Genomic DNA, 23,907 nt, shown 5'->3' on the forward strand with positions numbered 1-23,907 from the left:
TCTGTCTCCTGGTAGTAATGATGATGACGATGATGAATGGTCAGTAGTGGATGACCGTGCGAATCGACTGCCCATTGTGCATCAGGTCGAACGCCTCGTTGATCTTTTCCAACGGCAGCGTGTGCGTGACGAAGGGGGCCAGTTGAATGCGGCCGGCCATTGCGTCATCGACCATGCCGGGCAGTTCGGTGCGGCCCCTGACGCCGCCAAAGGCCGAACCGCGCCACACGCGCCCGGTGACGAGTTGGAACGGCCGCGTGCGGATTTCCTGCCCCGCGCCGGCCACACCGATGATCACGCTCTCGCCCCAGCCTTTGTGGCAGCACTCCAGCGCCGCACGCATCACATCGACATTGCCGATGCACTCGAAGGAAAATTCCACGCCGCCGTCGGTCATCTCCACGATCACATCCTGGATCGGCTTGGCATGGTCTTTCGGGTTCACGCAGTCCGTCGCGCCCATGGTGCGCGCCAAATCGAACTTGCCCGGGTTGGTGTCGACGCCGATGATGCGGCCTGCCCGGGCCAGTTTGGCGCCCTGTATCACCGCCAGACCGATGCCGCCAAGCCCGAACACGGCCACGGTGTCGCCTGGCTTGACTTTGGCCGTGTTCTTTACCGCACCCAGGCCCGTGGTGACGCCACAGCCGAGCAGGCACACCTGTTCATGGTTGGCTGCCGGGTTGATTTTCGCCAGCGAGATCTCGTTGACGACGGTGTACTCGCTGAACGTGGAGCAGCCCATGTAGTGAAAGATCGGCTGGCCCTGGTATGAAAAGCGCGAACTGGCGTCGGGCATCAGCCCCTTGCCTTGCGTCGCACGCACTTTCTGGCACAGGTTGGTTTTTCCTGAAAGGCAGAACTTGCACGCACGGCATTCGGCCGTGTACAGCGGGATGACATGATCGCCGGGCGCCAGCGCGACGACGCCCGCGCCCACTTCGACGACGACACCGGCGCCCTCGTGACCGAGCACGGCAGGAAAAATTCCCTCCGGGTCGTCGCCGGACAGCGTGAAAGCATCGGTGTGGCACACACCGGTGTGCGTGATCTTCACCAGGACTTCGCCTGCGCGAGGCGGCTCGACATCGATCTCGACGATCTGCAAAGGCTTGCCAGCCTCGAAGGCAACGGCGGCGCGGGATTTCATGGGCATGTCTCCTGAATATGGGGAAAGAGGGAGCGGCCTGCCGCAGGTAGATCAGGTTCTGTGGGCAGGTCAGGCGCACACGGGCGCGCTCCACGGCTGCAAATCATAGCGTGAACAGAGGCTCCGCCAGTGCCTGATCCAGAGGCCGCCGGGGCCGCCTCATCGGGAAAGCGGGATCCCGGATCATGGCGCAGATTCCTGTGCGGGCGATATGCGCGGCGGGTCGATCACCGCGACCGGGCGGTCCAGCCGAACCGGCCCGGCGACCCATTGCGGCAGCGCACCGACCGCCAAGCCCGCCACCAATGCCCGGGGGACGAAATGGCCGTCTTGCAGGTCGAAGACGCCGATGTCGGTGTAGACCCGGTGGACGACCCCGGCCCCCGTCAGCGGCAGGGCGCACTGTGCGACCAGGCGCGACTGGCCTTCGCGCGTGCGCGCTTGCATCATCACCCACAGCGCGCGGGCGCCGATGGCCAGATCCATGGCCCCGCCCACCGAGGGCAGCAGGTCGTCGGCGCCGAGCGACCAGTTGGCCAAGTCGCCACCGGCGGAAACCTCGAACGCGCCCAGCACGCTCACGTCGAGGTGGCCGCCGCGCATGATGGCGAACGAGCAGGCGTGATCGAAGATGGCCGCCCCCTCCATCAGCGCAATGGATTGCTTGCCGGCGTTGATGAGGTCGGCATCCGGCGACTCGTCGGCGCCCAGCAGGCGCATGCCGAGGATCCCGTTCTCGCTGTGCAGGAGCACGCCGTGGTCGGCGGGCAGGTAATCGGTCACCTGCGTCGGCATGCCGATGCCCAGGTTGACCACGGCGTTCATCGGCAGGTCGCGGGCCACCAGCGCGGCCATTTGTTCACGGCTGAGGTGTTTCATGCGGTACCGTCCTGCACGATGCGATCGACGAACAGGCCGGGCGTGACGATCACGTCCGGCGCCAGCGCACCCGGCGCCACCATGCGCTCGACTTCCACGATGGTCGTGCCCGCTCCCATGCACATGACGGGCCCGAAGTTGCGCTGCGCGTACCGGTACACCAGGTTGCCGGCGGGGTCGGCCTGGCTGGCACGGACAAACGCGAAGTCGGCCGCGAGCGGTTCTTCCAGCACGTAGCCACGCCCTTTGTACATGCGGGTCTCCTTGCCTTGCGCCAGCGGCGTGCCAAAGCCGGTCGGTGTGTAAAACGGCCCCAGCCCGGCTCCTGCGGCGCGAATGCACTCGACCAGGGTGCCTTGCGGCAGCACCACTACTTGCAGCCGGCCGGCCACGATCTGCTCGCGCAATACTTCGCTGCCCGGCAGGCGGGGGTAGGAGCACACGATGCGGCTGACCCGGCCCGCCCGCACCAGGCCGAGAAAGCTCTCCTCGCCAGCGCCGGCGTTGTTGTTGATCAGGGTCAGGTCGCTCACCCCTTCCTTGTCGAGCAGGCCGCGCAGCAGCCGGGCCGGAATGCCCGAGCCGCCAAAGCCGCCGACATAGATCGACGCGCCAGACATCACGTCGCGCAATGCCTGGGCCACCGAGTGGCAGACCTTATCGCGCATCGCGATATCCGATGCGAATCCGGTTCGCGTTGCCTGTCGCCAGGCCGGTGAACGCGAAAGTGTTGCGTTTCATCGTTGTTTCCTCTGCAGCCCGCGCCACGGAGAGCGGGGCAACGCTGGCAAGAAATGCCAAATCATCAACAGCAGCGCCAGCGCGGCCGGCAGCCAGTGCACGTCGGTTCTGACCGGCTTGCGCTGTGCCAGGGCTGCGTCGAGCAGTGCGCTGGTCAATGCTTCGGGGCTGGCCAGGCGGCGATAGCCCAGGCCGGCCTGCTTGGCCAGCGATTGTAGATGCGCTTCATGCAAGGCGGAAAGATGCTCCTGGCTGGGCCCCGGCGTCGCGGTGTCCGATATGGCATTGCGCTGCACCACCTCGTCGGCGCGCCAGTAGCCGATGCGCTGGCCGTCCGGATCGGACTTCGGGATCGGCACCGGGCGGTCACCCCCGACGCCGACCAGCCAGCCAGCGCTCTCGCCCGGCGTGGCGTTCTGCATCGAATGCTCCGATGGCCGCAGCGGCGGCGACTCATGGCCATCGGTGATGAAGACCACGCGCGTGCCGTCGCCGATGCTCCGGCCCATGCGCAGCACCCAATAAAACCCCTTCGTGATGTTGCTGGCGTTGACCCAGGCCATGCGGGCGTCGATACGTTCGAGCGACGACAGCAGGGCATCGTAGTGGGCGCAGACTTCCAGCGGCATCAGCAGGGGCAGCGCGCGGTAGTCGGAGAAAACGGCCCAACCCACTTCAGAGCCGCAGGGCAGGTGCTTCAACGCCTCGCGCATGGCGCTGCGCGCGTATGCCAGGCGGCTCACGGGCGCTGCCGGGCTGCCCATGTCCTCCACGTTCATGCTTTGCGTGATGTCGAAGGTGACCATGTAGCGGAAGGTGGCGCGCGGCAGGGTCAGCGGCGGCATCCGGACTGCGGCCAGCAACAGCAGCGCGGCCAGCGTCAGCAGCCAGTGGCCCCGCGCGAAGAGCAGGCCCAAGAGCCGCTCAGCCAGCGCCCGCAGCCTCAAGGCAGGTCTCCCGGCGGCAGGCTCGGCACCTTCACGCGCAGCAGTTCCTTGGGCATGTCGTCGGTCTCGGCGCCGAACATGTCCTGTATCTCGGGGGCCAGCCACAGCGCGCGTTCGAGGTTGTAGCGGGCGTCCCAGTCGTCGGGCTGGGCGCGCAGCACATCGCGATAGCGCTGCTTGGCAAGCTCCAGCAGCGCCTGGGCCGCAAAGGCATCGTCGGCGGCGCTCGCGCGCGCCTTGCGCAGGAGCATGTTGCCCAGGTTGAAGCGCGCCGTCTGGCCGAGCGCATCGATCCGGCCGGGCTGTATCAGGCCGTCGTAGATGGCCAGTGCTGCATCGTGCCGGCCGGCACGGGCCAGGGCCAGGGCCTGCGCCAGCCGGGCCTCGGGAATGTCGGCAGCGGTGTCTGCATTGGCCGCTGCCACGGCCTGCCGGATTCGCCCGAGCTGGTGCAGTTGCAGGGCGTGGTCGGCCGCGAACGCGCCGCAGGCCAGGGCCGCCGCAGCAAACAGCAGGTGGATGGTGCCGCGTCTCATGTCCAACTGCGCAATTGCAGGCCCCGGCAGCACAGCAGCAGCCCGCAGCAAACCAGCGCCGCGCCAAAGAAATGGCGGCTGTCATCCTTGCGCGGCACGCGCTCCATGAACGTCAGCGGCAGGTTTTGCTGGCGCCCGACGGCGGCGATGGCGGCGGCCATGGCACTGGCGTCCTCGGCCTCGTAGGCGCGATAGGGCGTGCCCAAGCCCTGGAAGAAACGGTGCAGCGCGATCTCCTGCGCCGACCCGTCGTCCGGGGCCTCGGTGTGCAGGCTCGGACTGTTGCCGGTGCGCAGGTAAATCCAGTACAGCGCGATGCGGTTGCGGGCCAGGCCGGTCTCGATACGCTTGCGCGTGCCGGCATCGAGCTGCGCGCCGCCGTCCGACACCAGCATGATGATGCGGCTGCCGGAATAGGGGCGGCCGTCGAATTCCCCGATCGCGGCCAGCATGGCCCGGCCGATGTCGGTGTTCATCAGCCCCCGGCCGATGCCGGTGGCCGCAATGCCGGCCAGGATGGCCTGCTTGCGCTCGGTGAACGGCAGCACGCGCAACGGGCTGGTGCTGAACATCACGAAGGCGTAGCGGTCGTCGGGCCGCTGCTCGACGAAGCGCATGAGCAGTTCGCGCGCGGCATCGGCCTTGGTATTGCCCTGCGTGCGCAGCGCGGCTTGCTCGCCCTGGGCCACGATGGCCGAATTCATGCTGCCGCTGCGGTCCAGCAATATCAGTATCTCCATGCCATGGCCGGTGCGCGCCAGTTGCGTTTGCGCACGCCCGGGGCCGGCCAGGCCGACGATGATGCCGGCCAGCGCAAGCACGGCAAGGCCGCGCCACGACAGGCCGAGGGCGCGGCCGATGCGCTGCGGCGGCAGCCATGCGGCATGGGCAAATGGCAGCGTGTCGCCGCGCCGGCGCAGCAACGGCAGCAGGGCCAGCGGCAACAAGGCCAACACCCAGGGATGAACGAAGTCGAAGGCAGGCGTCATGACCGGGCCTGTTTCTCCGCGCGATAGAGCGCACGGCAGAACGCGCGCAACGGAAACGGTGCGCCGGCGGGCTGGTCCGAAAAAAACCGCTGGTCCGAGCAGGCGTAGAAATGCTGGAGTTGCGCGTGCAGCGGTTGCAGGTGCGGCGCCCGCGCCAGCAGCCCGGGCAGCGCCGGGGCGCGCAGCACCGTCGCGGCGGTCTCGTTGAGCGCCTGGTGCAGGCACAGCCAGGCCTCGCTCTGGTCCGGGTCGAGCTGCCGCAGCCGGCGCCAGGCGCGCGCAAATGGCAGGCGCCGGGATTCGCGCCGGTGGCGCCACGCCCACCAGCCCATCCAGGCGGCCAAGGTGCCCGCAAGCGCGAGCAGCCACCGTTGCAGACGCCGCGCGATCGGCGCGCTGGGCGCCACGCTTGCGGGCCGGTCAGGGCGGATGTCGAGCAAGCCGCCTTTGCCCAGCACCGTCTGCGGCGTCAGCGGGCCGACGCTGATCAACTGCGCGTCGGTCTCGAGCGCCGGGCCTGCGCTCATCGGCAGCGACAAGGCCGGCAGCGCGATCGCGGTCAGGGTTTGCGGCGCGTTGACGATCTGGTAGCTCACGAGCAGCCATTGGCGGCCTTCGGCATCGGTCTCCCACTGGAACGGGCGCCGTTCCAGCCAGCCGCTGATGCGTTCTGCGCGTGGCAGCGCGGCGGTTTCGAGCCGGCGGCCATCGGCGGGCAGCAGCAGCCGCTGTGTGACCAGGTCGCCCAACTGGTAGCCAAAGGCACGGGGCGGCTGCACGATCGGTCCGCCCACGCGGACGCCGCCGGTGGTGCCGGTGGCGCCGCTCCCATTGGTCTGCGCCCGTGCCGGGCACGGCAGCATCACGGCCAACGTTGCGCAAGCGACCGCGCCAGCCAGACGCACAAATCGTTGCCGGCGCCGCCTGACTGGAGCACCTTCGGGCGGCCGGGCGGCGAAGGATGGAGCACCTTCGCCTCCGGCTACGGTATGAGCGCCTTCGGGCGGCCGGGCAGCGAAGGATGGAGCACCTTCGCCTTCGGCTACGGTATGAGCGCCTTCGGGCGGCCGGGCGGCGCTCATGCAACAGCCTCCAGGAAATACCGGGACAGGGCCTCGGCCTCGAAAGCCCCCTGTATGTAGACGGGCCGCAGCCCGCGCGCCAGGAACAAGCCATCGAGCCGGGCGCGCCGGCGCGCCACGGCGGCGCGCCAGCCGACGCGCAGCGACCGACCCACCCACAGCGTGCGCCGCCGACCGTTCTCGGCATCGTGCACGGCCAGCAGCCCGTTGCCCGGCGGGGGTTCGGTTTCGGCCGGGTCCCAGATGATCAGTGGCACCACATGGGCGTGCGCGAGCAGGTCCAGAATGCCGTCGAGCGCCTGGAGATCCCAGTGAAAGTCCGAGACCAGAAAAACCAGCCCCGGCCGATCGGCCAGGCGCTGCGCCACCTGCGCCAGCCCTTGGGCGCCACCGGCATGGCCCGGGGCGCTGGCGCATTCCCGCAGCAGCCGCGCCATGGCATGGCCGGCGCCGCGACTGTGCCGCGCCGGCAGCCACAGGTCGCTGCGCTCGGTCGCGTCGAAAGCCAACATGCCCACCGGGTCGCCGGCGCGAAAAGCGCTATGCCCCAGCCCTTCGAGAAAATCCGCCGCCACCTGCAGCTTGCTGGCCCGGGCACCGAATTGCATCGAGGCCGACACGTCCACCACGGCGTGCACCGGCACACTCACGCGCTGCCGGTACACGCGCACCAGCCAGTCCTGCCGGGGGTTGCGCAGACTGGCGCGCAGGTCGATGCGCCGTGGATCCGGGTTGTCGAACAGGCGCACATGCGTGGCAAATTCCTGCCCCGGGCCGAGGCTGCGACCCCGGTGGGAGCCTGGCCGGAACCCGCCCGCGCGAGCGGGCAGGCGGTAGTGGAATTCGTGCAGGCTGCTCACGGCGCGCTGATCCGTTGGCCCCTCAGGGCGCGGCGATGGTGTCCATGATTTTTTGCACCAGCGCGTCGGACAGTTCCGCCCGGCGCAGTTCGTACACCGGCGTGAAAAACACGCGATGGCCCAGCGCCGCCGGCAATACCGCGTGAACGTCTTCCGGCACGAGGTGGCTGCGACCGGCCATCCATGCCAGCACACGCGCGGCCCGCACCAGCGCGCTGACGCCCCGGGGACTGGCGCCGGCGAGAATCAGCCGCCCCATGTCGACGCCGTCCAGGTGGATGCCGAAACGCTGGGGCGCTTCGCTCGCTTGCCACAATTGCAGCACATAGCGCTCGATGGTGGCGCTCGCCTGTACGCTGCGCTGTATCAGCGCGGCGATGTCGTTCAACTGCTCCCAGCGCAAGACCGCCGGCTCGACCTGCTCCAGCAAGGCCTCGGTATCGTGGAACGCCGGATCGAAAACCAGCGCGCGGCGCACGGCGGGGTCGGTGGGCTTGCCGATGTTCAACTCGAACATGAAGCGGTCGCGGGCGGCCGAGGCCAGCTCGAAGGTCTCTTCTTTCTCGACCTTGTTGCGGTCGGCGAACACCGTCATATGCGGGAAATGGTGCTCGCGGTTGAAGGCCGACACCGAGCGCTCGGCCATCGCCCGCAGCAACAGCGACTGCACCTGCGGCCGGGCACGGTTGATCTCGTTGAAAAAAAAGGTGCTCAACTTTTCACCATGGCGCAGCAGCGGGCCCGGGTCGATGCGCGGCCTGCCGTGCTCATCGACATAGCTGTGATAGACCAGATCGCCCGGCATCAGGTCGATGGTCCCTTCCACGCGCTCGAATTCGCCGCCGATGGCGCGGGCAAAGGCGCGCAGCACCGTGGTCTTGCCGACGCCGACATCGCCTTCGAGCAGCACATGGCCGCGCGCGAACAGCGCCACATTGATCAGGCGGATGATCTGCGGCTGGCCGATCACCGCCTTGGCCACCTCGCACTCCACACGCCGGGCGCTGCTCTGCCAGTCCTGGAGCTTCTCGTCTGCTGTCATCGGATCCTCTTGGGCAATAACTGGCACGGCAACGGCGCCAGCGCCGGTGACGAATCCCGGGCCTGTGCACAGGGGTCACAGGGGTTACCGATCGATCCCCACGCCAGCCATGTGCACGAGACGTGCCATGGCCGCGCCCCGCCAAGGAAGAAACTCGGGAAAATGGCACCGCGCCAGAGCGCCAAGCAGGCAATGTGTTGCACATCTGGCGGGAACAGCCCGGTGCTGCCGTGACACTTTGTCCATCCGACGAACAGATCGGTCGCGCCGTCAGCCGCTGTATGGCCCCAGGGCCGTGCGCAGCCGTCGCCAACCCCGTCCTGGCATGTTTGCTGCGTCATTGTTACGCTCACCACCCACCCTTGAAGGAGACAGCACCATGACCTGGACCACACCCGCATACACCGACATCCGGTTCGGATTCGAAATCACGATGTACATCGCCAACCGCTGATCCGGCGGATGGTCGGAGTCCGGCAAGACCCCAAGCCCGCCAACCGGCGGGCTTTTTCCTGCCCTCCCGTCAACCGGTGGGCCTTTCCCTATCCCCCCGACAGTTGGCAAGCTCCTTTCTGCCCCGTCGATCGGCGGGCCTCTTCCTGAACCCTGACTGGACGACACCAGGCCATGACGACCCTTCGGGTACTGGGATCGGCCGCCGGCGGCGGCTTTCCCCAATGGAACTGCAACTGCTTCAACTGCGACGGGCTGCGCCGTGGCGTGATTGCCGCATCAGCGCGCACCCAGTCGTCGATCGCACTCTCCGAGGATGGCGTGCACTGGCTGCTGGTCAATGCCTCGCCGGACATCCTGGCGCAGATCCGCGCCACCCCGGCCCTGCAACCGGCGCGCGCGGCGCGCGACACCGGCATCGTCGCCGTGCTGCTGGTCGACGCGCAGATCGACCATGCCGCCGGCCTGCTGATGCTGCGCGAGCACCGCAGCGCGTTGCCGGTCTACGCCACGCCTGCGGTGCTGCAGGACTTGGCCGAGGGTTTCCCGCTGACGCGCATCCTGTCCCACTATTGCAGGCTGCAAGCCCATCCGCTGGCCCTGGATGCCAGCCCTTTTTGCGTGCCGCCGCTCACCGGCCTGCGCTTGCATGCGATCGCGCTGGACAGCAAACCGCCGCCCTATTCCCCCCACCGCGCAGCGCCGCAGCGTGGCGACAATATCGGCCTGCGCATCGTCAGCGCCAGCGGCAAGCGGGTGTTCTACGCGCCCGGGCTGGGCCATATGACGCCGCATGTGCAAGCCGAACTGGCGCAGGCCGACGTGATCCTGGTCGACGGCAGTTTCTGGAGCGACGATGAAATGCAGCGGCTCGGCCTGTCGCCCCAGAGCGCCCGCGATATGGGCCACTTGGCGCAGTCCGGCCCGCAAGGCATGATTGCCGCGCTCGACCAAGTGCCGGCAGCACGCAAGATACTGATTCACATCAACAACACCAACCCGATCCTGGTGGACGACGCGCCCGAGCGGCGCGAACTGGCCGCGCACGGCATCGAGGTTGCCCATGACGGCATGGAGATCGCCCTGTGATGCCCGCCCCCGTTGCCCCAGCCATTGCGCCCACCGTCCCGCCAGCCATCCCCGACGCCGAGCGCGCCGCCTTCGAGGCCCGGCTGCGCGCACTGCAAGCGCGCTACCACATCCACCACCCGTTCAACCAACGCATGGCCAGCGGGCAATGCTCACGCGCCCAGATACAGGGCTGGGTGGCGAACCGCTTTTACTACCAGGTCAACATTCCGCTCAAGGATGCGGCCATCCTGTCGAACTGCCCCGACCGCGCAACGCGGCGCGAATGGGTGGTGCGCATTCTCGACCACGATGGCAGCGCCGCCGAGCCCGGCGGCATCGAAGCCTGGAGCCGGCTCGGCGAGGCCGTGGGGCTGACGCGCGCGGCCCTGTGGTCACAGCAGATGGTGCTGCCCGGGGTGCGCTTTGCGGTCGATGCCTACGTCAACTTTGCGCGGCGCGCACCTTGGCAGGAAGCCGTGTGCTCGTCGCTGACCGAGATGTTCGCGCCCGCCATCCACCAGGAACGGCTGGCCGGCTGGCCGCAGCACTACCCCTGGATCGAAGCCGAAGGTCTGGCCTATTTCCGTTCACGCATCCCGCTGGCGCAGCGCGATGTCGAGCATGGCCTGCGCGTCACGCTCGAGCACTTTCGCACGCCGGCCGAGCAGCAGCGCGCCACGCAAATCCTGCAGTTCAAGCTCGACATCCTGTGGTCGATGCTCGACGCGATCGAAAAGGCGTACCCCGAATGAACCCCTGCGCCCGGCCGCAGCTCGACCCGCTGTACCGCCTGCAGTGGGAGCCGGCCCAGCAAGCCTGGGTGCTGCTCTACCCCGAAGGCATGGTCAAGCTCAACGACAGCGCCGCCGCCATTTTGCAGCGCTGCGACGGCGCCCATACGCTGGATATGCTGATCGACGAACTGCAAACCACCTTTGGCGCGCAGGACCTGGCCAATGACATACACCGCTTTGTCCAACATGCCGGCGAACGTGGCTGGATCGCCTGAGTCGGGCCCCGCCGCCCGGTCCTGCCCGCCCGCGGCGGCAGGCCCGCCGCTGTGGCTGCTGGCCGAGTTGACCTACCGCTGCCCGCTGCACTGCGCCTTCTGCTCCAACCCGGTCGACTACATGCGCCACCGCCAGGAACTGGACTCGGCGCAGTGGCGCCAGGTGCTGAGCCAGGCGCGCGCGCTCGGCGCCGCGCAACTGGGCCTGTCGGGCGGCGAGCCACTGCTGCGCGACGACCTCGAAGACCTGGTCGGCCATGCCCGGCAACTGGGTTTCTACACCAACCTGATCACCTCCGGCGTGGGCCTGACCGATGCGCGCCTGGGCGCGCTGCGCGCAGCCGGGCTCGACCATATACAACTGTCATTCCAGGACTCGACGCGGGAACTGAACGACTTCCTGTCGAGCACCCGCACCTTCGACCTGAAGCAGCGGGTGGCCCGGCTGATCAAGGCGCATGGCTACCCGATGGTGCTCAACTGCGTGCTGCACCGGCACAACCTGGCCCATGTCGGCGCCATCATCGAGATGGCGCTGCAAATGGGCGCCGAATACCTGGAACTGGCCAATACGCAGTACTACGGCTGGGCCTGGGAAAACCGGCTCGGCCTGATGCCCACCGAGGAGCAACTGCGCACGGCCGAGGCGGTGGTCGCGACCTACCGCGCCAGGATTGGCAAGCGCTGCCGCATCCTGTACGTGGTGCCGGACTATTTCGAGAAGCGGCCGAAAAAATGCATGAACGGCTGGGGTTCGGTATTTCTCGGGGTCGCCCCCGATGGCGCCGCCCTGCCCTGCCATGCCGCGCGCATGCTGCCGGGCCTGACCCTGCCGAACGTGCGCACGCAATCGCTGCACGACATCTGGTACCACAGCGAAGCCTTCCAGCGCTTTCGCGGCACCGCGTGGATGCCCGAGCCATGCCGCTCCTGCGACGAAAAAGAGCGCGACCTGGGCGGCTGCCGCTGCCAGGCCTGGCTACTGACCGGCGATGCCGGGCGCACCGACCCGGTGTGCGACAAATCGCCGGACCACGCCAGCGTGCATGCCGTGGTCATGCATGGCCGCCTGGCCGACCACCCCCTGGCCCCTCATCGACCCCTGGCCCCGGTGCCTGAGGCGCCGCTGGTATTTCGCACGGACGCGGCGTCGCTGCGCTTGAGCGGGATGGCACGGTGACATCCGTGGTTGCGCGCAGCAAATCCAGCGTCAGGCCCTGGTGCTGATCCACGAGCGCCGCACCGGCGACGGCGTGCCAAAAAGATTCGGAGCCGGCCGTCTGGCGCCAGGCATGCAGCCGGCGTGTGAACAGTTGCAAATCACATTCCTGCGTGAAGCCTATCGCGCCATGGATGGCATGGCTCGCCTCGGCCACCGCCAACGCGGCCTGGCTGGTTCGGGCCTTGGCCACCGCCACGCGCAGACGCTCGGGCAGCCAGTCGGCGCTTTGGCAACCCAGTTGCGCGGCCATGCGCGCGGCGCACACATGCTCGCTCATCACCGCAAGCTGGTGCTGAATGGCCTGGAATTTGCCGATCGGCCGGCCGAACTGCTGGCGCGTGTTGGCGTACTCCAGCGTGCGCAGCAAAACGCTGGCCAGATTGCCACTGAGCAGCGCCGCCGTCAGGCAGGCTTGCAGGGTGCGCAGATCCAGCCCATGGCGGAGCACCAGCGGCAGCAACGGTGCCGCAGCCACTTGCGCGGCGCTCCAGTGCAGATGGGCATCGAGACAGAATGCCGCAGGCTCGGCCCGCGCCTGCGCAACGGGCAGCAACTGCCAACCGCCGGCGTGCTGGACCAGGGCCGCATCGGCGACCCGGCCCAGGCTCGCATTGGCGCAGTGCAGGCCGCCCGCTGCATCGACCCGGCCTTGCGCGAGGGTGATGCTGCCGCCGGCGGCAGCGGCGCAGCCGGCCTGCGCGAGCAGCGCGCGCGCCACCATGGTCTCGGCCAGCGGAACGGGCAGATGGTGAGCGCCACACAGTTCCCAGACCGCAAACACCTGTGCCAGCGACAGGCCCGCGCCGCCCTGGTCTTCGGGCAGCAGCGCATCGGCAAAGCCCGCGTTTTCGAGATGCGTCCACAGCGCCCGGGGCGAACCCCCGGCCTCGATGGCACGCACCTGCCCGGCGCTGCATTGGTCGCGCAGCAACGGGCCGGCGGCGTCGGCAAAAAGATCGTCGCGGGTGTCCAGGGTGTCCATGGCGCTCCTCAGCGCAGTCCGAGTCCGCGCGCAATCATTGCGCGCAGGATGTCGCGCGTGCCGCCGCGCAGGGAAAACGACGGCGCCACCCCGGTCACATAGTTCAACGTGCGCAGCAGTTCGAGCGGAACCTCGGCGGTGTCGTCGCGCGCGAACAGATCGTCGGCGATGGCGGCAGGAATGTATTGCTCCAGCGTGGTGCCAAGCTCCTTGACCAGCGCCGCCGGCACCACGGGACTTGCGCCGCGCATGAGTTGCTGCTGGATCGAGACGGACATCGCGCGCAGCGGCGCCAACTGTGTGAACACCTGGCCGGCCAGCCGCAAGGCGCTCTGGCTGCGGCCCTGCGGGGTGCGAACCCAGGCCAGCCACTGGTCGAACAGCACGATGCTGGAAAACAGGCGCTCAGGCCCGCTGCGCTCGAATGCCAGTTCGGCCGTGACCTGCTCCCAGCCCTGGCCCTCCTGGCCAATCAGCGCCTCGGGCGACAGTTGCACCTGATCGAAAAACACTTCGCAAAAGTGGCTATCGCCGGCAAGGTCGGTGATCGGCCGCACCGACACGCCGGGCAGCGCCAGGTCGACGATGACCTGCGAGAGCCCCTGGTGCCGGTCGGCAGCCGCGCCTGAACTGCGCACCAGCGCGATCATGTACTGGCAGCGCTGGGCATTGGTGGTCCAGATCTTCTGGCCATCGAGCAGGAAACCCTGTGCGTTGGGCCGGACACGGGTTTTCACGCTCGCCAGGTCCGAGCCGGCGCCAGGCTCGCTCATGCCGATACAAAAGAACGCCTCGCCCCGGCAAATGCGCGGCAGGTAGAACTGCTTTTGCGCCTCGGTGCCGTACTTCAGGATCAGCGGGCCGCTTTGGCGATCGGCGATCCAATGCGCGCCCACGGGCGCGCCGAAGTTGAGGAATTCCTCCACCAGCACATAGCGCGCAAACGGGCTGCGGCCAGCGCCGCCATATGCGCGCGGCAAGGTGATGCCAAGCCAGCCGCGCTGGCCCAGCGCGCGGCTGAACGCGGCGTCATGCCCGCCCCAGGAGCGCGCGCGCCGATGGGGCGGCAGGTCTTTGATGGCCTGCGCGAGAAAGGCGCGCACCTGCGGGCGCAACGCCTCGTCCTCGGCGGGGATTGGGGTGATGCCCAGGGAGTCGAGCGGGTTCATGGGGCCGGTGGAGGGGTCATCGATGGTCTTTGCTGCCGCGCCGGTCGATGAATCCGTCGATGCCCATCCCATCAAAAGGGCAAATGTTTGCCACAGTGGCCGATAACGATTTTTCTCTCGTCTGCGACCCACTCGAAATAAACACGCAAGGTCTCGGCCAAGCTATCTTTCACGCCATGCTTCAAATGTTTTTCCATCACGAGCTTGCGCCCCTGGTAGATGAATGTACGACGCTGCTTTCCGTCGTTGGTGAGCGCTTGGGCTTCGTTGGCCGCATAATTGGATTGTCCGAACACGGCTTTGGCCTGTTGTTCGGTTTTGCCGTCGGCAAGCGCCGACCAATAATCGGTCGCCAGTTTCAACAAGAGTTCGCAGGCGGTGGCGCCTTTCGAGAATCCACCCCGGTCCGACTCTTTCGCCGAACTGGCGGCCGTCTTCAGAAACACGAGCCGGTCCGCGTATAAGGTGGATATCAGTTCCTGAACCTGCTGCAGACCGGGGCTGCCCTTCAGTACTGCGGCAACCAGTTCGCGTAGCGGCTCTGGCGCTGGGGCCATGTCATCCCGGACTTCGTCGTTGGCCCGATATCCACGCCGGACATGCTTCAGACTTTCGATCGTCGCCTGGAATTCCCGCTCCTTTTGATCGTGCTCGGCGCGGATGCCTTTTATCTCGTCATCCTTGGCGCGCGACTCTTCCCCGGCCGTTTCCAGCAGTTTCATGTATTCAGTCAACTCGACAGACTGTTCGCCGCCCCCTGCCTGCTCGATCATCCGCGCCAGTTGGGCACGGAGGCGGGCCTGGCTTACCATCTCTTGGGAAATGTGTCTCCATGAGTTCGGCAAGTTGGTGCGGTGAGTGACTGTAGCCAGAATCTCCGGCACCAGGATGTCGGCAGTTTTCCCCGGGAGAATCAATGAACTCTTGCAAAGACTTCTTTGATCGCCCCAGCGTGGGAAAACTGTGTTGACCGCTCCGCCAAAAGCCATATAGCGCCGGCCCACGATATTTTCGATGGCAAAGGTATCTGCCATGGCAGGCACCTCGACGACATCGGCCAGCCCCACCAATATGGAGCGCAAACGCTCCGGGTCCACAGGATAAGCATCATATGCAGTGCTGCTGATCAGCACGATCGGAAAGTCGCGCTCGATGCGCTCCACCTCACACAGAAATGCGGGGGCGCTCTCTTCGGTCAAGCGCTTGACCATCAGCCCGGGTGTCTGTTCGACCGGATTGCATTCCTTGATCAGTTGCTCCACCAGATCGGGGCGCGTCGGCCGAACCGGTGCCGTCACGAGCACGCTGATCTCATCGGTTTTCAGCAGCAGCGAACACTCGACGGCCTGGTCCGCCGCTTCTTGCCGCAAGCCCACTTCGGTGGTTCGCCTTCTGCCAGGCACCTCGGCGTCACCATGACTGAAGCGCGCGCAGAACAGGTAGGGATAGGTGGTCTGGTTGTCATCGACCGCAGTGGTCCTCGAACTGAGGGTGCTGCCGTCTTTCAATTTGAATTCGCGAATGCCTTGCGCCAGTCGCGTGCCATCGACATAACTGCATGTGCGTTGCCCCACCCATTTCGCAACCAATTGAATGATCTTGTCAGGCCCACCAATCGGTTTCAATACCAAACTATTGGCGTAGATCAGCATGATTTACTTGTTGCCTTCCTGCTGTATATCCCCCAGGCACAGGTACTTGATTTCCACATAGTCATCGATGCCGTGGTGCGAGCCTTCGCGGCCCAGGCCCGATTGCTTGACGCCGCCGAAGGGCACATGCTCGGTGGCCAGGATGCCGACGTTGACGCCGACCATGCCGTATTCCAGCGCTTCGCCGACACGGAAGATGCGGCCCAGGTCGCGGCTGTAGAAGTAGCTGGCCAGGCCAAACTCGGTGTCGTTGGCGGCGGCGATGGCCTCTTGCTCGGTCTTGAATTTGAAGATCGGCGCAAAGGGGCCGAAGGTTTCTTCGCGGGCGCACAGCATGTCCGGCCTGGCGTCGGCCAGCACGGTAGGCTCGAAGAACTGGCCCGAGCCCAGGTTTGGCAGGCGCTGGCCGCCGGTGACGACCCGGCCGCCCTTGGCGATGGCGTCCGCCACATGGCGCTGCACCTTCAGCACGGCGGCTTCTTCGATCAGCGGGCCTTGGTTCACGCCGGCGTCGAAGCCGTTGCCGACCTTGGCGGTCAACACCTTGGCAGCGAACTTTTGCACGAATTCGTCGTACACGGCTTCCTGCACGTAAAAGCGGTTCGTGCACACGCAGGTCTGGCCGGCGTTGCGGTACTTGCTGGCAAAAGCGCCTTCCACGGCGCTGTCGATGTCGGCGTCGGCAAACACGATGAACGGCGCGTTGCCGCCCAGTTCCAGCGACATCTTCTTGACCGTGGGGGCGCTTTGCGCCATCAGGATGCGGCCCACTTCGGTGGAGCCGGTGAAACTGATGTGGCGCACCACGTCGCTGGCGCACAGCACCTTGCCGATGGCGATGGAGTTGTCGCCGTCGGCGCACAGGATGTTGAACACGCCTGCCGGTATGCCGGCGCGCAACGCCAGTTCGGCGGCGGCCAGCGCCGTCAGCGGCGTCAACTCGGCCGGCTTGATGATCACCGGGCAACCGGCGGCCAGCGCCGGCGCCACCTTGCGCGTGATCATGGCCAGCGGGAAGTTCCAGGGCGTGATCGCCGCGCAGACGCCGATCGACTGCCGCAGCACCAGCAGGCGGCGGCTGTTGTCGAACTGGGGCAGGGTCTCGCCGTTGATACGCTTGGCTTCTTCGGCAAACCATTCGACGAAGCTGGCGCCGTAGCCGACCTCGCCCTTGGCCTCGGCCAGCGGCTTGCCCTGCTCGGCGGTCATGATGCGGGCCAGGTCGTCCTGGTGGGCCAGCAGCAACTCACACCATTTGCGCAAGATGATGCTGCGCTCTTTGGCGGTTCTGGATTTCCAGGGGCCCCAGGCGGCGTTCGCTGCGGCGATGGCGGCGTCGGCGTCGGCCGGTCCCAGGTTGGCCACGTCGGCCAGTTTCAGGCCGGTGGCCGGGTCGAGCACGTCAAAACGCCGGCTGCCGGCAACCCAGCGGCCATCGATGAGTCCGTCGGTCTTGAGCAGGCTGGGGTCGTTGAGCGTGGCGAGGGGTGAGGTCTTCATGTCCATGGCAAGGCTTCCGGGGAGATACGGCACAGGTTGCCAATGTAGCACCGACCAGTGCCCGGGGGTTGCCGCGCGGCCATGGCCAGCGCAGATCGCGCCATCATGCCCGCCGCCCGCGCAGCCATTCCAGCACCAGCAGCAAACTGGTGGTGAACAGGATCAGCAAGGTGGCCACGGCGGCAATGGTCGGGGTGATGTTTTCGCGGATGCCGGTGAGCATCTGGCGCGGCAAGGTGGCCTGCCCGGCTCCGGCCAGAAAGAGCGTGACCACCACTTCATCGAACGAGGTGGCAAACGCCAGCAGGGCGCCCGAGATCACCCCGGGCGCAATCACCGGCAGCGTGACGCGAAAGAAACTGCGCAGCGGTGTCGCGCCCAGGCTCAGCGAGGCGCGCACCAGGTTGTGGTCAAAGCCCGCCAGCGTGGCCAGCACGGTGGTCAGCACGAAGGGTGCGCCCAACGCGGCGTGCACGATGATCAGCCCGAAGTAGCTGTCTGCCAGGCCCAGCGGCGCAAAGTACAGATAGGTGGCCACGCCCACGACGACGATGGGCACCACCATGGGGGCGATCAGCAGGCTCATCAGCAGGCCCTTGCAGGGCAACTCTGCCCGCGCCAGGCCCACCGCCGCCAGCGTGCCCAGGGCCGTGGCGATCACCGTGGCGGCCGGCGCGACGATGGCGCTGTTGCGCGCCGCGCGGGCCCATTCGGCCGACTCGAACAGATGGCGATACCACTTGAGCGACCAGCCGGGGATGGGGTAGACCAAAAAGGAACTGCCCGAGAACGACAGCGGCACCATCACCAGGATGGGCGCGAGCAAAAACACCAGCACCGCCACGCACAGCGCGCGCAGCAGCCACCAGGCGATCTTGTCGGCCAGCGTGGCGTAACGGGGAAATCGGGGCAAGAAGGGAAAAAGGGGCCGGGGCAACATGGGCTGGGCCGCTCGATGGCCGCCGTGAAGGTGAGCGCCGAACGGGTGGGCTAATGGACTGAACGGGTGGGCTAATGGATCGGTTGCTCCTTGCCGATGCGGCGGTACACACCATACAGCAGCAGCGTGGCGAGCAGCAGCAGGGCACTCAATGCACAGGCCATGCCCCAGTTGACATCCACATTCGTATAACGGGCGATGTAGTAGCTCAGCATCTGGTCGTCGGCCCCGCCGAGCAGCGCCGGGGTGATGTAGTAGCCCAGGGCCAGGATGAACACCAGCAGCGCCCCGGCGCCGATTCCCGGATAGGTCTGCGGCACGTAGACGCGCAAGAAGGCGGCCCAGGGCGGACTGCCCAGCGACACCGCTGCGCGCAGGTAGCTCGGCGGCACGTTCTTCATCACGCTGTACAGCGGCAAGATCATGAAGGGCAGCAGGATATGCACCATCGCAATCACCACCCCGGTGCGGTTGAACAGCAGCGCCAGCGGTTCGGCCACCAGGCCCAGGCCGATCAAGGCGCGGTTGACCAAGCCTTCGGACTGCAACAGCACGATCCAGGCGGCCACGCGCACCAGCACCGAGGTCCAGAACGGCACCAGCACCAGGATCATCAGCACATTGGCCGCGCGCGCCGGCAGCGCGGCCAGCCACCAGGCCAGCGGGTAGCCCAGCAGCAGGCAGCACAGCGTGACCACCAGGCTGATCTGGAAGGTGCGCAGCAGAATGCCGACAAACGCGCGCTGGTCTGCGGGCATGCGCTCGATCCGGCCCTGCGCATCGCGCTGCAGGTCCAGCGCGGCCAGCAGGTAGTCGGGCGTCCAGCGCGCGCCATTCTTGGCGATCGCGCGCCACAGCGGGGCCTGGCCCCAGCGCGGGTCGGCCTGCAGCAGTCGCTGCCGGATGGCCTCGTCGGAGCCGGCAAAAGGCCGGCTGCGGTAGGCGCCCATCACCATCGAGCGCGCACCCGGCACTTCGGAGTTCAGGCGCCGCGCCAGCGCGCCGGCGTCCGCACCGTCGGGCAGATCGGCCAGGTCGCGCACCAGCGCTGCATAGGCGGCGGCCGGGGGCGCGTCGCGCCGGTCCCAGCCATCGAGCGCACGTATGGTACCGGGCAAGGCCCGGGCCACCTCGGGGTTTTCCACGGCGCGCAGCAGCAGCGCGGCAATGGGCAGCAGCAGCGTGAGCAGCAGGAACAGCAGCAGCGGCAACGTCAGGCTGAACGCCCGCCATTGGCGCCGCCGCTGCGCGCGCGCCAGGGCTTGGCGCAATGCGCCGGGGGCGCTGCCGTCCGCTGCGCCCACCGGAGCACCTTCGGGCGGCCGTGCAGCGCTCACCGGGATACCTTCGCCTTCGGCTGCGGTGTGAGCGCCTTCGGGCGGCCGTGCGGCGCTCACCGGGATACCTTCGCCTTCGGCTGCGGTGTGAGCACCTTCGGGCGGCCGTGCGCCGCTCACCGGGATACCTTCGCCTCCGGCTGCGGTGTGAGCGCCTTCGGGCGGCCGTGCAGCGCTCACCGGGATACCTTCGCCTTCGGCTGCGGTGTGAGCGCCTTCGGGCGGCCGTGCGCCGCTCACCGGGATACCTTCGCCTTCGGCTGCGGTGTGAGCGCCTTCGGGCGGCCGTGCGCCGCTCACGCCAAGTCGTTCCTGCATGGCAAGGGCGGGCTTGCGGGCTTACCCGCTCACTGTGTGGCCCAGACGGCAAAGCGCTTTTCCAGCATCTCGCCCTGGTCGGCCCAGAAACCCACGTCGAACCGCAGCGCTTGCCGGGCATTGTTGGCCGAGGTGGGCAGTCGTTCCAGGGTCTTTGCGTCGAGTTGGGCCATGGCCTTGGTGTTGGTCGGGCCATAGGCGATTTGCCGCACGTACACCGCCTGGTTGTCGGCCTGCAGGCTGAAGGCGATGAATTTCAGCGCCTCATCCTTGTTCGGCGCGCCTTTGGGGATGGTCCAGTATTCCAGGTCGTAGATGCTGCCGGGCCAATGGATGCGAAGGTTGCGCCCTTCGCGGTTGGCCGCGTCGATGCGCCCGTTGTAGGCCGTGCTCAGCACCACATCGCCGGCCACCAGGAACTGCGGCACCTGCGCGCCGGCGGCCCACCACTGGATATGGGGCTTGAGCGCGGTGAGCTTTTTGAAGGCCCGGTCGGCGCCCTCCCGGGTGGCCAGCAGCGGGTACACATCGGCGGGCTTGACGCCATCGGCCAGCAGCGCAAATTCGAGGTTGTAGCGGGCGCCCTTGCGCATGCCGCGCTTGCCGGGAATCTTTTGCGTGTCGAAGAAGTCGGCCCAACCGCCGGGGGCGGTCTTGAGCTTGTCGCCGTTGTAGGCCATCACGGTCGACCACACCAGGAAACCCACGGCGCAGTCGGTGATGGCGTCAGGCATCAGCTCGTTCTTGCTGGCGATCCGGCTGTAGTCGATCTTCTCGAACAGCCCTTCATCGCAGCCGCGCACGGCGTCGGGGGTCTCGACTTCGAGCACATCCCAAGTGACTTTTTTGGCCTCGACCATGGCCTTGAGCTTGGCCTGCTCGCCGTTGTACTCCAGCGCCACGATCTTGCTGCCGGTCTGCTTCTCGTAAGGCTCGTAATAGGCTTTCTTCTGGGCGTTGGCGGCGGCGCCGCCAAAGTTCACGACGGTGATGGACTGCTGCGCCAGACCGGGCAGGGCCATGCCGGCACACAGGGCGGCGCAGGCGAGCAGGCATTGGTTTTTCATGGGGCGGTTTCCTTCCGGGAGGGGCTGTGGGGACGGGCGGGCGGGACATCAGGGCGGGCTGGCAGCGCAGGCATAGATGCGCATGGCTTCGGGCGGGAACTGCAACTGCACGGCGTCACCGGCCTGCGGGTGGGCACCGGCGCCGGTCAACGGCAGTTTGACGGTGGCCAGCGCCTGGCCGGGGGCGATGGCGCAGAGCAGGCGCAGGTGGTCGCCATGGTAGATGACGCGGGCCACCGTGGCATCCAGCGCCGGGCCTTGCGGCGTGGCGGCGGTGCGCAGCGCGATGCGCTCGGGGCGGATGCAGGCCTCGGCCCGCGTGCCGGGGGCGGCGTGGTTCACATTCACGCCCGGCAGCCGCCGGCCATCGGGCAGTTGCAATGCGCAGCACGCTCCGCTGCCTTGCAAGGTGCCGCCAAGCACGGTGCTGTCGCCGACGAAGCCGGCCACGAAGCGGTTGGCCGGGGTTTCGTACAACGCCTGCACATCGGCCAACTGCTCGATCGCGCCCTGGTTGAACACGGCCACGCGGTCGCTCATGGTCAGGGCCTCGCCCTGGTCATGGGTGACATAGACGAAGCTCAGGCCCAGTTGGTGGTGCAGTTCCTTGAGCTCGATCTGCAACTGCTCGCGCAACTGCTTGTCGAGCGCGCCCAGCGGTTCATCCATCAGCACCAGCCGGGGGTTGAACACCAGGGCGCGGGCCAGCGCCACACGCTGCTGCTGGCCGCCTGACAGGCTGGCCGGCCGGCGCTCTTCCAGGCCCGACAGGCGCACCATCGCCAACGCCTTGCGCACCCGCTCGGCCTGCTCGGCGCGGGGCACTTTGCGCACCGACAGCGGGTAGGCCAGGTTCTGGCCCACCGTCAGGTGCGGGAACAGCGCGTAGTTCTGAAACACCATGCCGAAGTTGCGCTGGTGCGGCGGCGTGCGGGTGATGGGCTGGCCATCGAGAAAAATCTCGCCGGCGGTCGGCGATTCAAACCCGGCCAGCATCATCAGCGTGGTGGTCTTGCCCGAACCGGATGGCCCGAGCAGGCTCAGAAACTCGCCGCGCCGGATATCCAGGTCCAGCGCGCGCACCGCCAGTTGTTCGCCGTCGTAGCTCTTTTGCACGCCGCTGAAGCGGACCAGGGGTTGCGCGTCGTTCATGGTGGGTGGCGGTCTGGGCTGTATCTCGGCGGGGCGGCTCATGAAGCTCGGCAGCGGTTGAATATAGCGGTTTTGGCCGCAGGCGAATGATTTTCGTGCACCGCAGCTATTAAAAAGGTAGCGTTCGAGTGTGCCGGCCCAGGGCGTGCGGGCCGGTACTAGCACTGGCTGCGGTACCGGCCGGTGCTGCCCGCACCAGCGATCGATGGCCTGAGCATGAATCGCGCCAAGTCGTCGATCGCAACGCGCTTGGCCGTCGCCATGGCCGATGCGGCGCGGTGTGCCAGCTCGGGTTCGAGCCGGCTGTCGGCAGCGGGGTGCGCAAGACGGGATGTGCAAGGCGGCATGCGCCAGACCTGCCCGGCGGTCATCGTGGGCAACGCTGCGGCCCGGCGGATACCGGATGCGGTGCGGCGGCATGTCGGGTTTGAACAAGTGTGCGTCTGTCAGACGCAAGCCTGCGCAGCACAGGCAGAGACAATGCAAGCGGATTCGCCGGCCCCCTTACTCCACGATTGCCCACGATCCCCACGAGATCACATGCGACCAATGCGCGGCCAAAATTACTCGCTCTGGAGCCTGTTCAAGCATGGCCTGGGCCACCATCTGCGCTGGGAGCCGGCCTGGGAGCGGGTGGCGCTCAAGCCGGACTACGACGTGGTGATCGTCGGCGGCGGCGGACATGGCCTGGCGACGGCCTACTACCTGGCCAAGAACCACCCGACGGTGGGCCGCATCGCGGTGCTGGAAAAGGGCTATCTGGGCGGCGGCAACACGGCGCGCAACACCACCATCGTGCGCTCGAACTATCTGTGGGACGAGGCGGCGCAGCTCTACGAGCACTCGCTCAAGCTGTGGGAGGGCTTGAGCCAGGAACTGAACATGAATGTGATGTTCAGCCAGCGCGGCGTGTTCAACCTGGGCCATACGCTGCAAGACATGCGCGACATCGAGCGCAGGGTCAACGCCAACGCGCTGCAAGGCATCGATGCCCAGGTGCTCAGCGCCAGCGAGGTGCAGCAAAAAATCCCGCAACTCGATTGCAGCCGCAGCCGCCGCTACCCGGTGCTGGGCGCCAGTTGGCAGCCGCGCGCCGGGGTGGCGCACCACGATGCGGTGGCGCGCGGCTTCGCCCGTGCCGCAAGCCGGCTGGGGGTGGACCTGATCGAGGGCTGCGAGGTCACCGGCATGGACATCGAGGGCGGGCGGATCCGCGCGCTGCAAACCAGCCTCGGGCCGGTCAAGGCCGAGCGCGTCGGTTGCGTGGCCGCCGGGCATTCGTCGGAGCTGGCCCGCATGGCCGGGCTGCGCCTGCCGCTGCAAAGCCATCCGCTGCAAGCCTTTGTCTCGGAGTCGATGCAGCCCGTGATCGACACCGTGATCATGTCCAACGCCGTGCATGGCTACCTGAGCCAGTCCGACAAGGGCGAACTGGTGATAGGCGCCGGCATCGACGGCTATCTGGGCTACGGCCAGCGCGGCAGCCCGCATGTCATCGAGCACACGGCGGCGGCCATCATCGAGCTGTTTCCGCAGTTCTCGCGCGTGCGCATGAACCGCCAATGGGGCGGCATCGTCGATGTGGCGCCGGACGCCTGCCCGATCATTTCCGCGACCGCAGTGCAGGGCCTGTACTTCAACTGCGGCTGGGGCACCGGCGGCTTCAAGGCCACGCCCGGCTCGGGCCATGTCTTTGCCGACATGCTGGCGCATGGCCGTCCGCCCCCGCTGGCCCAAGCCTTCGCGCTGGAGCGCTTCGCCTCCGGCCACCTGATCGACGAGCACGGCGCCGCCGGCGTCGCCCACTGA

The 23,907-nt window shown here is 67.3% G+C and carries 23 protein-coding genes and 1 pseudogene; 6 read left to right on the plus strand and 18 right to left on the minus strand.

Annotated elements, in window-relative coordinates:
• Positions 1-40: 40 nt before the first annotated feature.
• From VEIS_RS19490 to VEIS_RS19530, 9 genes are all read right to left on the minus strand, one after another.
• Positions 41-1,150 (minus strand): S-(hydroxymethyl)glutathione dehydrogenase/class III alcohol dehydrogenase, encoded by a 1,110-nt coding sequence (locus tag VEIS_RS19490; RefSeq protein ID WP_011811717.1) that lies wholly within the window; start codon positions 1,148-1,150, stop codon positions 41-43.
• 183 nt (positions 1,151-1,333) lie between these two features.
• A complete protein-coding gene (locus tag VEIS_RS19495) occupies positions 1,334-2,029 on the minus strand; it encodes a CoA-transferase (RefSeq protein ID WP_011811718.1) in 696 nt (231 codons plus the stop codon).
• Positions 2,026-2,697 carry a 3-oxoacid CoA-transferase subunit A gene (locus VEIS_RS19500; RefSeq protein WP_011811719.1) on the minus strand — a complete coding sequence of 224 codons (672 nt, stop codon included), beginning with the start codon at positions 2,695-2,697 and terminating at the stop codon, positions 2,026-2,028. The genes VEIS_RS19495 and VEIS_RS19500 overlap by 4 nt, the downstream gene beginning before the upstream one ends.
• 69 nt (positions 2,698-2,766) lie before the next feature.
• On the minus strand, positions 2,767-3,687 hold the full coding sequence (locus VEIS_RS19505) for a vWA domain-containing protein (protein WP_232287757.1): 921 nt from the start codon (positions 3,685-3,687) through the stop codon (positions 2,767-2,769).
• A gap of 26 nt (positions 3,688-3,713) precedes the next feature.
• The gene (locus tag VEIS_RS19510) at positions 3,714-4,253 is read right to left on the minus strand and encodes a hypothetical protein (protein ID WP_011811721.1); all 540 of its coding nucleotides are present in this window, start codon (positions 4,251-4,253) and stop codon (positions 3,714-3,716) included.
• Complete coding sequence (locus tag VEIS_RS19515; protein WP_011811722.1) at positions 4,250-5,242, minus strand: vWA domain-containing protein; 993 nt, start codon at positions 5,240-5,242, stop codon at positions 4,250-4,252. Before VEIS_RS19515 ends, VEIS_RS19510 begins: the two co-directional genes overlap by 4 nt.
• Positions 5,239-6,324 (minus strand): hypothetical protein, encoded by a 1,086-nt coding sequence (locus VEIS_RS30785; protein WP_011811723.1) that lies wholly within the window; start codon positions 6,322-6,324, stop codon positions 5,239-5,241. Before VEIS_RS30785 ends, VEIS_RS19515 begins: the two co-directional genes overlap by 4 nt.
• A complete protein-coding gene (locus VEIS_RS19525; protein ID WP_011811724.1) occupies positions 6,321-7,184 on the minus strand; it encodes a DUF58 domain-containing protein in 864 nt (287 codons plus the stop codon). The genes VEIS_RS30785 and VEIS_RS19525 overlap by 4 nt, the downstream gene beginning before the upstream one ends.
• A gap of 22 nt (positions 7,185-7,206) precedes the next feature.
• A complete protein-coding gene (locus VEIS_RS19530; RefSeq protein ID WP_011811725.1) occupies positions 7,207-8,226 on the minus strand; it encodes an AAA family ATPase in 1,020 nt (339 codons plus the stop codon).
• Between the two features lie 379 nt (positions 8,227-8,605).
• On the opposite strand from VEIS_RS19530, the gene pqqA reads away from it, so the two are divergent.
• The 5 genes from pqqA (at position 8,606) to pqqE (ending at position 11,939) form a co-directional block, all read left to right on the plus strand.
• Positions 8,606-8,680: a pyrroloquinoline quinone precursor peptide PqqA gene (gene pqqA / locus VEIS_RS26920; RefSeq protein ID WP_083758761.1), complete on the plus strand. Its 75-nt coding sequence runs from the start codon at positions 8,606-8,608 to the stop codon at positions 8,678-8,680.
• A gap of 173 nt (positions 8,681-8,853) precedes the next feature.
• A complete protein-coding gene (gene pqqB, locus VEIS_RS19535) occupies positions 8,854-9,768 on the plus strand; it encodes a pyrroloquinoline quinone biosynthesis protein PqqB (protein WP_011811727.1) in 915 nt (304 codons plus the stop codon).
• Positions 9,768-10,502 (plus strand): pyrroloquinoline-quinone synthase PqqC, encoded by a 735-nt coding sequence (gene pqqC, locus VEIS_RS19540; protein ID WP_011811728.1) that lies wholly within the window; start codon positions 9,768-9,770, stop codon positions 10,500-10,502. The genes pqqB and pqqC overlap by 1 nt, the downstream gene beginning before the upstream one ends.
• Positions 10,499-10,759 (plus strand): pyrroloquinoline quinone biosynthesis peptide chaperone PqqD, encoded by a 261-nt coding sequence (gene pqqD, locus VEIS_RS19545; RefSeq protein ID WP_011811729.1) that lies wholly within the window; start codon positions 10,499-10,501, stop codon positions 10,757-10,759. Before pqqC ends, pqqD begins: the two co-directional genes overlap by 4 nt.
• The gene (gene pqqE / locus VEIS_RS19550) at positions 10,731-11,939 is read left to right on the plus strand and encodes a pyrroloquinoline quinone biosynthesis protein PqqE (RefSeq protein WP_041950207.1); all 1,209 of its coding nucleotides are present in this window, start codon (positions 10,731-10,733) and stop codon (positions 11,937-11,939) included. The genes pqqD and pqqE overlap by 29 nt, the downstream gene beginning before the upstream one ends.
• On the opposite strand, the pseudogene VEIS_RS26925 reads toward pqqE, so the two are convergent.
• The 9 genes and pseudogenes from VEIS_RS26925 to VEIS_RS19595 all read right to left on the minus strand — a co-directional run.
• Positions 11,935-12,963 (minus strand): annotated as a pseudogene (locus tag VEIS_RS26925) (acyl-CoA dehydrogenase family protein); the annotation flags it as partial. The gene pqqE and the pseudogene VEIS_RS26925 overlap by 5 nt on opposite strands.
• A gap of 8 nt (positions 12,964-12,971) precedes the next feature.
• On the minus strand, positions 12,972-14,132 hold the full coding sequence (locus VEIS_RS19560; protein WP_041951073.1) for an acyl-CoA dehydrogenase family protein: 1,161 nt from the start codon (positions 14,130-14,132) through the stop codon (positions 12,972-12,974).
• Between the two features lie 71 nt (positions 14,133-14,203).
• On the minus strand, positions 14,204-15,784 hold the full coding sequence (locus tag VEIS_RS19565) for a hypothetical protein (protein WP_041950209.1): 1,581 nt from the start codon (positions 15,782-15,784) through the stop codon (positions 14,204-14,206).
• A 3-nt stretch (positions 15,785-15,787) separates the two neighbouring features.
• A complete protein-coding gene (locus tag VEIS_RS19570) occupies positions 15,788-17,290 on the minus strand; it encodes an NAD-dependent succinate-semialdehyde dehydrogenase (RefSeq protein WP_011811733.1) in 1,503 nt (500 codons plus the stop codon).
• A 97-nt stretch (positions 17,291-17,387) separates the two neighbouring features.
• On the minus strand, positions 17,388-18,224 hold the full coding sequence (locus VEIS_RS19575; protein ID WP_011811734.1) for an ABC transporter permease: 837 nt from the start codon (positions 18,222-18,224) through the stop codon (positions 17,388-17,390).
• Between the two features lie 71 nt (positions 18,225-18,295).
• Positions 18,296-19,528, minus strand: a complete 1,233-nt coding sequence (locus VEIS_RS19580) for an ABC transporter permease (RefSeq protein WP_041950210.1) — start codon at positions 19,526-19,528, stop codon at positions 18,296-18,298.
• Between the two features lie 380 nt (positions 19,529-19,908).
• Positions 19,909-20,946, minus strand: a complete 1,038-nt coding sequence (locus tag VEIS_RS19585) for an ABC transporter substrate-binding protein (protein ID WP_011811736.1) — start codon at positions 20,944-20,946, stop codon at positions 19,909-19,911.
• Positions 20,947-20,994: 48 nt separating this feature from the next.
• Positions 20,995-22,098 (minus strand): ABC transporter ATP-binding protein, encoded by a 1,104-nt coding sequence (locus VEIS_RS19590; protein WP_011811737.1) that lies wholly within the window; start codon positions 22,096-22,098, stop codon positions 20,995-20,997.
• A gap of 158 nt (positions 22,099-22,256) precedes the next feature.
• Positions 22,257-22,478: a hypothetical protein gene (locus VEIS_RS19595; RefSeq protein ID WP_157048603.1), complete on the minus strand. Its 222-nt coding sequence runs from the start codon at positions 22,476-22,478 to the stop codon at positions 22,257-22,259.
• A gap of 169 nt (positions 22,479-22,647) precedes the next feature.
• Here VEIS_RS19595 and VEIS_RS19600 point away from each other — a divergent pair, with 169 nt between their 5' ends.
• Entirely contained in the window at positions 22,648-23,907 is a 1,260-nt protein-coding gene (locus VEIS_RS19600) for a sarcosine oxidase subunit beta family protein (protein WP_041950212.1), read from the plus strand.

The organism is Verminephrobacter eiseniae EF01-2 (genome assembly GCF_000015565.1).
GTDB classification, from domain to species: Bacteria; Pseudomonadota; Gammaproteobacteria; order Burkholderiales; family Burkholderiaceae_C; genus Acidovorax; species Acidovorax eiseniae.